We start from the raw sequence: 12505 nt of genomic DNA on the forward strand, positions 1-12505 counted from the left end.
GATAATCGTGACCACGGCTTCACGCCTTCCCCAGTTCGCCGGCCGCCTGGCCTCGCGGCTCCCCCGCACCGTGGACGTCCGCATCCGCCGGCTTGCCGTAGCGTCCCTGATCGGCCAGACGCTCCTGGTGGTCACCGGCGGCGCAGTCCGGTTGACCGCATCAGGCCTGGGCTGCCCCACATGGCCCCGCTGCACCTCGGACTCGATTGTGAACACCCCCGAGATGGGCATCCACGGCTTCATCGAGTTCGGCAACCGGCTGCTGACGTTCGCGCTGGCCGCCGTCGCCGCCCTCATGCTGGTGTACCTGTGGAATCTGCGGAAGGAACGCAAAGACCTCTTCCTGCTGGCCCTTGGACTGCTCGCCAGCATCCCCGCACAAGCGGTGATTGGCGGCGTCACGGTCCTCACCAACCTCAACCCGTGGGTGGTGGGCCTGCACTTCATGGTGTCCATGGCCCTGGTGGTGTTCGCCACCCTGCTGGTGAACCGCGCGTTCGGCCGTACCGGCCGCTTCCTCGCCGCCCGTCCCGCCGCACTGCCTTCCGTGCTTCGCCCGGTGACAGCCGCCGTCGCCCTTTTCTCCGCCGTCGCCGTGATGCTCGGCGTGGTGGTCACGGGGGCCGGGCCGCACGCCGGTGACGCCAATGCTCCCCGCAACGACCTCGACTGGGACCTGTTCTCGCACATCCACGCCGTGCCGGCCTACCTGGTCACCGCCGGTACCGTCGTGGCGCTGGTGCTGGTCTTCAGGCGACGCATCACCGGCAAGTTCCGCACCGCTGTGCTGATGCTCCTGGGCGTCACCATCCTCCAGGCCATCATCGGCTTCACGCAGTACTACAACGGCATCCCGGCGCTGCTGGTTGCCGCCCACATGCTGGGCGCGGCACTGCTGATGGCCGCATCCACCAACGCTTGGGATATCGCCCACTCCAGCGCGGTGGAAACGCGCAGCTCCGCAAGGTAGACGGTTGCAGTAAGCGGCCCGCCCACGGATTAACGGCAGGCGCCCCGGCCCCGATTGGGACCGGGGCGCCTGCCGTTAATGGTGCTGCCCGTGCTACCGGTCGGCCAAGGCCCTCCCCTGCAGCCCGGCGTCGAACTCCGCCTCCAGGTCCTCGAGACCGTCGGCATTGATGCGCAGGACCTTCGCCGTGGCAATGTCGTAGAACAGACCCACGGCCTGCACCTTTCCGGCCGCCAGCGCCGGCCCGGCCACCGGGTGTTCCTGCAGCTTGGCCAGCTGCAGGGCCACGTTGACCATGGCCAGCTGGTCCACCCTGCTGTAGCCGGCCGCCGCAGCCTGCCTGCCCACCGGATGCCCGGCCAGTAGTTCCGCGTAGCTCGGACGGACGTGGTCCAGCCAGCCCGTGAATGCCTGCCCCAGAGAGCTGTTGCCGCCGCCGTCAGCCTCCGCAATTACTGCCTTCATGGCACCGCAGTTGGAATGGCCGCAAATGACCAGGGACTGCACGCCAAGGCCGTTGACCGCGAAGGACAAGGCAGCGTCAATCGAAGCCTCCTGGCCCGCGTTGCTGCACACCACGTTGCCGATATTCCTCAGGGTGAGCAGGTCCCCCGGGCCGCTGCTGGTGATCAGGTTTGGGTTGAGGCGGGAATCCACGCAGGCCACGAACAAACCGTCTGGGTTCTGCGCGTCCGTCAGGTCAGTGACCAGCGGACGCACCTGATGGGCAAACCGGCGGTGGTACTTGTTGATGCCCACCAGCAGCGGCACCTTGCGCGGCGGCAGCGGCAGTTCGGTGGCGTCCTCGCGCCGTGGGGCCTGGCTGGCAGCATCCCGGAACACGGTGTTGCCATGCTCTTCAAGGATCACCGTGGCACCCGTGGCCTCCTGCTGGCGCTGCCAGGCCAGCAGGGCCTCACGGAACGAATGGTCCACGTAGTCGGCGTTGAGCTCCACCACCACGTCCGCCCCGGACGAAACGGACTGAAGTACCCCGTTGAGCTTCGGCAGCCCGAAGAAACTGCACGAGCCGCCGATGGTCACACGCCAGGGCGACGACGGCGCTGTGGGGCGGTGGGCACGGATGGGGGCGCGCAGTACACGCCACAGGACATGGGCGGCCGCGAGGGCCAGGCCGATCATGACCCCTTCAAGCAGGTTCAGGAACACCACGCACACCAGGGTCACGGCGTAAACGGCCAGGTCTCCGGTCCGATGGCTGGTGCGGATGTCCGCCAGTTTGATCAGCCGCCCGCCGATCACCACCAGCAAACCGGCCAGGACCGCCAGCGGGATCAGCTGGATCAGGCCTGCAAAGAGGGCCGAGAACGCGAGGACCCAGACGCCATGCAGAATCGCGGACATGCGGGTGGCGGCGCCCGCCTCCACGTTGGTGGCGCTGCGGACAATAACGCCTGTCACGGGCAGTCCGCCGAGGGAGCCCGAGACGATGTTCGCCGCGCCCTGGCCAATGAGCTCCCGGTTGAGATTGGTACGGGGGCCGGTCTGCATCTTGTCCACGGCCACGGCGGACAGGAGGGATTCGATGCTGGCGATCAGGGCCATGGTGAGAATGGCGAAGGCAAAGGCGCGCCAGTTTCCGCCAGGCAACTGCGGCAGGGCAATGGCGTCAAGAATGGATCCGTCCAGGGAGATACGCTCCACACCGGGGGCGAACGCCACGGCCAGCGCAGTGCCCGCACCTACCGCTGCAAGAGGACCGGGCACCCGCTGCACAGCCGCCGGAAGGAACTTCCAACGCAGGAGGATTGCCACCACGGCAAAACCCAGCAGGGCGGCATGCAGTTCAAGGTTGGTGATGGCGGCGGGCAAGGCTGCGAGGTTTTCCAACGCAGATCCGGCGGGCTTGGCTCCGAGCAGCACATGGAGCTGCTGCAGGATGATGGTGACACCGATGCCCGCGAGCATGGCCTTGACCACTACCGGCGAGACGGCAAGGGCGGCGCGGCCCACGCGGCTGATTCCAAGAAGGAGCTGCACGACGCCGGCCGCGGCTGTGATGGCGCAGGTCACCCGCCAGCCGAATTCCTGGACCAGACCGGCCACGACGACGGTCAGACCCGCCGCGGGTCCGCTTACCTGCAGCGGTGAACCGCCAAGGCTTCCGGCGACGATTCCGCCAACGGCGGCGGCGATGAGTCCGGCCATGATGGGCGCTCCCGATGCGGCCGCAATGCCGAGGGAGAGCGGGAGGGCCACGAGGAACACCACCAGGGATGCCGGTACATCGGCGCCGAGGTGGCGAAGAATTGGAGCGCTGCGGAAGGAGAACCGACCGCGGTTTCCCCTCCCTGCTGGCGGGCTGTGGCAGGGGGCGGGCACGGCGGACGGACGGACTTCCATGGAATTTCCTTTGCTTCAGGGGAAGGGTCCGCTCCACCGTAAGCAGGAACCTGCGCTTAATGACAGAAAAGGTGATGGATGTGACAAAAATGTCATGTCGTTGACCAGGGCAACAAATCTGCCGCCAGGGAAGCTCAACCGTGGAGCGGAGGGAAGTGCGGCCGGACAGCTTCAGGGGCGGCGGCACGCGTGGCCCGCCCGCTTAAACGAAACAGCGGCCCCCGCGTGAAGCGGAAGCCGCTGCCTTTCAGCCCATATGGCTAGCCGGAGCTAGCCGATGATGGCATGCCCGATAAAAGGGTCCACCGCGAGGGCGATGAACAGCAGCGTCAGGTAGCTGATGGAGCCGTGGAACACCTTCATGGCGCGCTTGTCCGGGATGTCCTCGCGCTGCGCACGGCCGTACAGGGCGTGGGACTCATAGAGGAACCAGGCCCCCGCCAGGACGGCGGTAAGGGTATAGACCCAGCCGGCGCCGCCTGCCGGGATCATCAGCAGCGAGCAGGCCACCATGGCCCAGGCGTACAGGACCACCTGGACGGACACCACCTTGGCGCCGGCGATGGCGCCAAGCATGGGGACGTTGGCGTTCCGGTAGTCCTCGCCGTAGCGCATGGACAGGGGCCAGTAGTGCGGCGGGGTCCACAGGAAGATCACCATGAACAGGATGACGGCGGGCCACTCCACGGAATTGGTCACGGCGGCCCACGCAATCAGCACGGGGAAACAGCCCGCAGCACCGCCCCACACAATATTCTGCGCGGTGCGGCGCTTAAGGATCATGGTGTAGATGACCACGTAGAAGAAAATGGCCCCCAGCCCCAGCCAGGCCGACAGCGGGTTGGCACCGAACCAGAGGATGGCGATGGCGGCTGCGCCAAGCAGCCATGAGAACACCAGCGCCTCGCGCGGGGTGACTTCACCGGTGACCAGCGGCCTGTTTTCCGTGCGGTGCATCAGCTTGTCGATGTCCCGGTCGATGTAGCAGTTGAAGGCTCCGGCGCTGCCGGCCGCAAAGGCTCCCCCCACCAGGGTGGCGAGGATCAGCCCGATGGACGGGAAGCCACGCTCCGCGTAGATCATGGTGGGCAGCGTGCTGACCAGGAGCAGCTCGATCACCCGCGGCTTGGTGAGGGCGAGATACGCCTTGGCCTTACGGGCAAACCCGGCGCCCGAGGCCCGGGATGCTTTCAGCGGCGTATCTGTTGTGCTCACGGTGGCAGTCACCCGTTCTGTGTGGCAGTTTGAGGCTGGCAGTGCAGCTCCGGTCGTGCGGCCCGGGCCCGGGCACGGCACAAAGGAAGGAAATGCATCAGGTGCGTGCAACAGCCGGGGAACCCCGGACGGCGATAGAGATGCACGCCCGGCGTTGGCCTCCGAATATCATACCGCGCCGATGGCCGTGTCCCTGCCCCGCGATATGCGCATTTGATCGCTCACGCGCCCATTCGAGCAGATTAACTCACGGCGTCGTGACGGTGATTCACAAAAGGGGAAATTGCGTCCATAACGTGAGATTTGGCCCGCCCGGAGTATGGATAAGAGCTAAGCTGTCACCAGATCAGCACGCAGCAAGAAAGCGGTGGAATACGCATTCCCGCTGCTGTCCGTGACTGAATGCAAGGATCAACGTTTCGATGGCGGACGGCTGGTACACACCGCAGCGGGCGCCACACAGGCGCCCTCAACCGGATCCGGTGTACGGCCGCCGCCAGCACAGAGAGGGGCCCGGTTTTCGTGCCACATTTGGAAGAGCAAGAACTGTCATGGACCAGCTTGGACCAGAAGGCGGTGGACACCATCCGCGTCCTGGCCGCCGACGCCGTGGAGAAGGTGGGCAACGGACACCCGGGAACCGCCATGAGCCTGGCCCCGGCCGCCTACCTTCTCTTCCAGAAGCTGATGCGCCACGATCCGCGCGATCCGCAGTGGCTGGGCCGTGACCGGTTCGTCCTGTCCCCCGGCCACACGTCGCTGACCCTCTATATCCAGCTGTTCCTCTCCGGCTACGGTCTGGAACTGAAGGACCTGGAGGCACTGCGCACGTGGGGCTCGCTGACCCCCGGCCACCCGGAGTACAAGCACACAGCCGGCGTTGAGATCACCACCGGCCCGCTGGGCCAGGGTCTGGCATCTTCGGTCGGCTTTGCATACTCCCAGCGCCGCCAGCGCGGCCTGTTCGACGCTGACGCTCCCGCCGGCCAGTCGCCGTTCGACCACACCATCTGGGTCATCGCCTCCGACGGCGACCTCCAGGAAGGCGTCACCGCCGAAGCCTCGTCGCTGGCCGGACACCAGGAACTCGGCAACCTCGTGGTCATCTACGACGAGAACCACATCTCCATCGAAGACAACACCGACATCGCCTTCACCGAGGATGTGCTCAAGCGTTACGAAGCCTACGGCTGGCACACCCAGCGCGTGGACTGGACCCGCACCGGCGAATACAAGGAAGACGTCCAGGAGCTTTACAGCGCCCTGCTGGCAGCCAAGGCCGAGACCTCCAAGCCGTCCATCATCTCGCTGCGCACCATCATCGGCTACCCGGCCCCCAAAAAGCAGAACACCGGCAAGATCCACGGCTCCGCCCTCGGCGGCGACGAGGTCGCCGCACTGAAGGAAGTCCTCGGCTTCGACCCCGCCAAGTCCTTCGAGGTGGACCAGGAAGTCCTGGACCACGCGCGCCAGGTAGTGGAGCGCGGCGCCGCGGAGCGCAAGGAATGGGAAGAATCCTTCACCGCATGGCAGGTAGCCAACCCCGAAGGCGCCGCACTCCTGCAGCGCCTCGAGGCCCAGGAACTGCCCGCCGACGTCGACGCAGCCCTCCCGGTCTTCCCGGCCGGCAAGGACGTCTCCACCCGCGCGGCATCGGGCAAGGTCCTGAACGCACTCGGCCCGGTCCTGCCCGAACTGTGGGGCGGTTCGGCCGACCTCGCCGAGTCCAACAACACCACCATCGAGGACTCGCCGTCCTTCGTCCCTGCTTCCAAGCAGACCGATGCATGGTCCGGAAACCCTTACGGCCGCGTCCTGCACTTCGGTATCCGTGAGCACGCTGCCGCCTCGATCGTGAACGGCATCACCCTGGCAGGCAACACCCGCGCGTTCTCCGGCACCTTCCTGATCTTCTCCGATTACCAGCGGCCCGCCATCCGCCTCGGCGCCCTGATGGGTGTGCCGTCCCTGTACGTCTGGACCCACGACTCCATCGGCCTGGGCGAGGACGGCCCCACCCACCAGCCGGTTGAGCAGCTCGCCTCACTGCGCGCCATCGTGGGCCTGGACGTTGTCCGCCCCGGCGACGCCAATGAGGTGGCAGCGGCATGGAAGACCATGCTGGAAAACCACGCCAACCCTGCAGGCATCGTCCTAACCCGCCAGAACATCCCCACCTGGGAACGCGGCGAGGGCGACGCCGACGGCGATACCTTCGCGTCCACCGCGGGCGTGGCAAAGGGCGGCTATGTCCTGGCCGAGGCATCCAAGGACGGCGCCACCGTTCCGGCCGACGTCATCCTCATTGCCACCGGTTCCGAGGTCCAGCTGGCCGTCCAGGCCCGCGAAGCACTGCAGGCCGAAGGCATCGCAGCGCGGGTCGTGTCCATGCCGTGTGTTGAATGGTTCAAGAAGCAGGACGCCGCCTACCGCGAATCCGTCCTGCCCGCCGCCGTCAAGGCACGTGTCTCGGTTGAAGCAGGACTGGCCCTGGGTTGGCGGGAATTCGTCGGCGACGCCGGCCGTTCCGTCAGCCTCGAGCACTACGGCGCTTCCGCCGACTACAAGCGGCTCTTCCAGGAGTTCGGCATCACGGCAGAAGCAGTTGCCGCCGCCGCCAAGGACTCCCTCGCCGCCACCCAGGCCTAAACCCAAATTCCAGGAGATACAGCAATGACTACTCCCACCCAGCAGCTCTCCGACGCCGGAGTTTCCATCTGGCTCGACGACCTCTCCCGCGGACGCCTGGAAACGGGCACCCTCCGCAAGCTCATCGAGGAAAAGAACGTGGTTGGTGTGACCACCAACCCGTCAATCTTCCACGCCGCCATCACGTCCGGCACTGACTACGACCACATCATTGCCGGCAAGGCAGCAGAAGGTGCCAGCGTGGAGGACACGATCTTCGAGATCACCACCACCGACGTCGCCGATGCCTGCGACCTGTTCGCCCCCGTTGCCGCCGCCACCAAGGGCGTGGACGGGCGCGTTTCCATCGAAGTGGACCCGCGCCTCGCGTGGGACACGGCAGGAACCATCGCCGAGGCCAAGCACCTCTCCCAGCGCGTCAACAAGGACAACGTCCACATCAAGATCCCGGCGACCATCGAGGGCCTCGAAGCCATCACGGCAACCCTGGCCGAAGGCATCAGCGTCAACGTGACGCTGATCTTCTCCCTGGAGCGCTACCGCGCGGTCATCAACGCCTTCCAGTCCGGACTGGAACAGGCCAAGGAAAACGGTCACGACCTCTCCAAGATCCACTCCGTCGCCTCGTTCTTCGTCTCCCGCGTGGACACCGAAATCGACAAGCGCCTCGACAAGATCGGCACTGACGAAGCCAAGGCTCTGAAGGGCAAGGCCGGTCTGGCAAACGCCCGCCTGGCCTACCAGGTCTACGAGGAACTCTTCGCCACCGAACGCTGGGCCCTGCTGGCCGACGCCGGCGCACTCCCCCAGCGCCCGCTGTGGGCCTCCACCGGTGTCAAGGACCCGGCCTACCCGGACACCCTGTACGTCACCGAACTGGTGGCGCCCGGCGTCGTGAACACCATGCCGGAGAAGACCCTGGACGCCACGTACGACCACGGCGTGGTCACCGGCGACACCATCAAGGGCACCTACGATGACGCCAACGCCACGCTCGACGCCCTGGAAGAGCTTGGCGTGTCCTACAACGAGGTCGTCGCACTCCTCGAAACCGAGGGCCTGGACAAGTTCGTGGCCAGCTGGAAAGAACTGCTGGCCGACGTCGAAGGCGCCCTCGCCTCTGCACGGAAGGCTTCCTAACACCCATGAGCACTCTCAGCTACGACGCCACCGGTGCGGCGCAGAAGGCGCTTGAACAGCACCTTTCCGCCCTCGTTGAGGACCGGATTGCCACGCGGATTTTTGCCAAGGACCACACGCTGTGGGGTCCCGACGCGGAGTCCGAGTCGGCAATCCGCCTCGGCTGGGTGGAGGCAGCCACAGTCTCCCAGCCCTTGGTCAAGGACATCCTGGAACTCCGTGATGCCCTGCGTGCCGAAGGAGTCAGCCGGATCGTGCTTTGCGGCATGGGCGGATCCTCACTGGCCCCCGAGGTCATCGCAGGCACCGCCGGCGTCGAGCTGACAGTGCTGGACAGCACCGACCCGGACCAGGTCAGGGCTGCCCTCGCGGACCGGCTGGCCGAGACCGCCATCGTGGTCTCCTCCAAATCCGGTTCCACCCTGGAGACCGATTCCCAGCGGCGCATCTTCGAGCAGGCCTTCACCGAGGCCGGCGTGGACGCCAAGAGCCGGATCATCATTGTCACGGACCCGGGCTCGCCACTGGACAAGGCCTCCCGGGAGGCCGGCTACCGGGCCGTCTTCAACGCCGACCCCAACGTCGGTGGCCGCTACTCCGCCCTGACCGCTTTCGGCCTGGTCCCCTCCGGCCTGGCCGGCGTGGACATCCAGGCCTTCCTTGACGAGGCCGAGGAAGCGGCGGAAATCCTCAACGATGACGCACCCGAGAACATCGGGCTGGCCTTGGGCACCGCCCTGGGCGGAACCAGTCCGCTGCGGAACAAGATCGTCATCGCCGAAGACGGCTCCGGCATCGTTGGCTTCGCCGACTGGGCCGAACAGCTCATCGCCGAATCAACCGGCAAGCTGGGCACCGGCATCCTTCCGGTGGTTGCAGGTCCGCAGGCCCCCGAGGTCACGTCCGGTGCGCCCGACGTCGTGGTGGTCCGGCTTGTGGCAGCTGACGCCGACGTGGAACTCGGCGAAAACCAGGTTGCCATCGCCGGCGGCCTCGCCACCCAGATGATGGTGTGGGAGTTCGCCACCGCCGTGGCCGGCCGCCTGCTCGGCATCAACCCCTTCGACCAGCCCGACGTCGAGGCTGCCAAGGTGGCTGCGCGCGGACTGCTGGACGCCCAGCCGGAACCCACTCCGGCCGCGTTCGTTGATGGCGCCATCGAGGTGCGCGGCGGTGACTGGCTCGGCGACGCCGCGACGGCGGAAGGTGCGGTCAAGGCCTTGCTGGGCACGCTCGCCTCCGACAGCTACCTGAGCGTCCAGGCCTACTTTGACCGGCTGGCGTTCGCCGGGCTGGAGGGCATCCGTGACGAACTGGCCGCCGCCACCGGGCGCCCGGTGACCTTCGGCTGGGGCCCGCGGTTCCTGCACTCCACCGGCCAGTTCCACAAGGGTGGTCCGGCCATCGGCGTCTTCCTCCAGGTCACCGCCGCTCCAGCCGAGGATTTGGGCATCCCGGACCGCCCGTTCACCTTCGGCGAGTTGATCGCCGCGCAGGCTGCAGGCGACGCCCAGGTCCTGGGCGAACACGGCCGTCCCGTGCTGCGCCTCCACCTCACTGACCGTGCCGCCGGCGTGGCGCAGCTGCAGGACGTCATCGCTGCACTGTCCACCCGCGCATCCGCAACCGAAAGCTAAGGCGCAAAAGCAACATGCCAGAAACTGAATACGGCCGGAAGGGCGCGGGCCGCGCGCGTAATCCGTTGCGTGATCCGCGTGACCGTCGTTTGAACCGGATCGCGGGTCCGTCGTCGCTTGTGCTGTTTGGGGTGACGGGGGACCTTGCCCGGAAGAAATTGATGCCGGCCGTGTATGACTTGGCCAACCGCGGGCTGTTGCCGCCGAGTTTTGCGCTGGTGGGTTTCGCCCGCCGGGAGTGGGACAAGGAGGATTTCGCCGCTGAGGTGAAGGCCTCGGTGCAGGCTCACGCCCGGACGCCGTTTGATGAGGCGGTCTGGAACCAGTTGTCCGAGGGCATCCGGTTTGTCCAGGGCGAGTTCGACGACGACGCAGCCTTTGAGCGGCTCGGCGAGACGATCAAGGAACTCGACGACGTCCGCGGCACCCGCGGGAATCACGCGTTCTACCTGTCGATCCCGCCCAAGGCGTTCGAACAAGTCTGCCGGCAGCTGTCCAAGCACGGCCTGGCGCAGGCCGAAGGGGATAAATGGCGGCGCGTGGTGATCGAGAAGCCGTTCGGCCACGACCTGGAATCGGCGCGGAAGCTGAACGACATCGTGGAGTCGGTGTTCCCGCCGGATGCAGTGTTCCGGATTGACCATTACCTGGGCAAGGAAACGGTTCAAAACATCTTGGCGCTGCGGTTCGCTAACCAGTTGTTCGAGCCGTTGTGGAACGCCAACTACGTGGACCATGTCCAGATCACCATGGCCGAGGACATCGGCACCGGCGGCCGGGCAGGATACTACGACGGCGTCGGAGCGGCCCGCGACGTGATCCAGAACCACCTGCTGCAGCTGCTGGCCCTGACGGCGATGGAGGAGCCCATTTCCTTCAACGCCGATGACCTGCGCGCAGAGAAGGAAAAGGTCCTCGCCGCGGTCAAACTCCCCGAAGACCTCTCCACCCATTCGGCCCGGGGTCAATTCAGCGGTGGCTGGCAGGGCGGAGAGCAGGTCCTGGGCTACCTGGAGGAGGAAGGCATCCCGGCCGACTCCACCACGGAAACCTACGCGGCAGTGCGGGTGGACATCCACACCCGCCGCTGGTCTGGGGTGCCGTTCTACCTGCGCGCCGGCAAGCGCCTGGGGCGGCGGGTGACAGAGATCGCGGTGGTGTTCAAACGCGCCCCCAACCTGCTGTTCCGTGACCACGGCGAGGATGACTTTGGGCAGAACGCCGTGGTGATCCGGGTCCAGCCTGACGAAGGCGTGACCATCCGGTTCGGCTCCAAGGTTCCCGGCACTCAGATGGAGGTCCGGGACGTGACCATGGACTTCGGGTACGGGCATTCGTTCACCGAATCCTCCCCCGAGGCCTACGAGCGGTTGATCCTGGATGTGTTGCTGGGTGAGCCGCCGTTGTTCCCGCGGCATGAGGAAGTGGAGCTGTCCTGGAAGATCCTTGACCCGTTCGAGGAATACTGGGCATCGCTGAACGAACAGCCCGAACCTTACGCCCCCGGCTCCTGGGGCCCCGCCAGCGCTGATGAGCTGCTGGCCCGCGACGGACGAACCTGGAGAAGGCCATGATCGTTAACCTGCCCGATACCACCACGTCCAAGGTCTCCAAGAAACTCATGGCCCTGCGTGAGCAGGGCGGGGTGATAGCCCTGGGCCGGGTCCTGACCCTGGTGGTGGTGACCAAGTCCGGGCTGGAGGAAGAAGCGATCGAGGCCGCGAACGACGCCTCCCGCGAACACCCCTGCCGCATCATCGTGCTCGCCGACGCCGGGAAAGACGCCAAGGACCGGCTGGACGCGCAGATCCGGGTAGGCGGGGACGCGGGGGCCTCGGAGGTCATCGTGTTGCGCGGCTACGGCCAGCTGGCACACGAATCCGAGTCACTGGTCGCAGCGCTGCTGCTGCCGGACGCGCCCATCGTGGCCTGGTGGCCGCACGGCGCCCCCGAGAACGCCTGCGAAACCTCCATCGGCGCCATCGCGCACCGCAGGATCACCGACTCCGCGAACGAACCCGATCCCCAGGCTGCGCTCGAACGCATCCACCGCACCTACAAGGCCGGCGACACCGACCTCGCCTGGACCCGCCTCACCAACTGGCGCATCCAACTTGCTGCAGCCCTTGATGAAGTGGATTCGTCCCCGGTGACGGCCGTCGCCGTCGAGGGTGCCTCGGACTCACCCTCCACCATCCTGCTCGCGGCCTGGCTCACCCTGACCCTGGATGCCCCCGTGACCATCGTGGCGGACCCGGCCGGAACCGGGATCCGGCGCGTCCGGCTCACCCGCCCGGGCGGCGACGTCCAGCTCTTCCGGCCGGGACTGTCCGTGGCGGAACTGACCCAGCCGGGCCAGCCGGCCCAGCGGATCTCCCTTCCGCGACGCAGCCTCCGCGACTGCCTCGCCGAAGAACTCCGCCGCCTGGACCCGGATGAAGTGTTTGGTGAAGTGATTACTATTGGACTGCCACGTACCAATCTAAGGAGCGTCCGACCCAGTGAGCGTTGATCCACGAGTAAGCATCCA

At 66.5% G+C, this 12505-nt stretch carries 8 protein-coding genes; 6 read left to right on the forward strand and 2 right to left on the reverse strand.

The features are described 5' to 3' along the window. Positions 1-7: 7 nt before the first annotated feature. Complete coding sequence (locus tag FBY30_RS17730) at positions 8-970, forward strand: COX15/CtaA family protein (protein WP_142133902.1); 963 nt, start codon at positions 8-10, stop codon at positions 968-970. 93 nt (positions 971-1063) lie between these two features. On the opposite strand, the gene FBY30_RS17735 is transcribed toward FBY30_RS17730, so the two are convergent. Beyond that, positions 1064-3334 carry a SulP family inorganic anion transporter gene (locus FBY30_RS17735; RefSeq protein WP_142133903.1) on the reverse strand — a complete coding sequence of 757 codons (2271 nt, stop codon included), beginning with the start codon at positions 3332-3334 and terminating at the stop codon, positions 1064-1066. Positions 3335-3604: 270 nt separating this feature from the next. Continuing rightward, entirely contained in the window at positions 3605-4561 is a 957-nt protein-coding gene (locus FBY30_RS17740) for a heme o synthase (RefSeq protein WP_142133904.1), read from the reverse strand. A gap of 519 nt (positions 4562-5080) precedes the next feature. Between FBY30_RS17740 and tkt the strand changes: the two genes are divergently transcribed. The 5 genes from tkt to FBY30_RS17765 are packed head-to-tail and all read left to right on the forward strand — an operon-like array spanning position 5081 to position 12487. Further along, on the forward strand, positions 5081-7198 hold the full coding sequence (tkt, locus tag FBY30_RS17745) for a transketolase (RefSeq protein WP_142135402.1): 2118 nt from the start codon (positions 5081-5083) through the stop codon (positions 7196-7198). 24 nt (positions 7199-7222) lie between these two features. Next, entirely contained in the window at positions 7223-8338 is a 1116-nt protein-coding gene (gene tal / locus FBY30_RS17750) for a transaldolase (RefSeq protein ID WP_142133905.1), read from the forward strand. A 5-nt stretch (positions 8339-8343) separates the two neighbouring features. Next, entirely contained in the window at positions 8344-9975 is a 1632-nt protein-coding gene (locus FBY30_RS17755; protein ID WP_142133906.1) for a glucose-6-phosphate isomerase, read from the forward strand. Between the two features lie 14 nt (positions 9976-9989). Continuing rightward, complete coding sequence (gene zwf / locus FBY30_RS17760) at positions 9990-11549, forward strand: glucose-6-phosphate dehydrogenase (RefSeq protein ID WP_142133907.1); 1560 nt, start codon at positions 9990-9992, stop codon at positions 11547-11549. Continuing rightward, complete coding sequence (locus tag FBY30_RS17765) at positions 11546-12487, forward strand: glucose-6-phosphate dehydrogenase assembly protein OpcA (RefSeq protein ID WP_142133908.1); 942 nt, start codon at positions 11546-11548, stop codon at positions 12485-12487. Before zwf ends, FBY30_RS17765 begins: the two co-directional genes overlap by 4 nt. Positions 12488-12505 lie beyond the last annotated feature (18 nt).

It is taken from the genome of Arthrobacter sp. SLBN-83 (assembly GCF_006715285.1).
Taxonomy (GTDB): domain Bacteria; phylum Actinomycetota; class Actinomycetes; order Actinomycetales; family Micrococcaceae; genus Arthrobacter.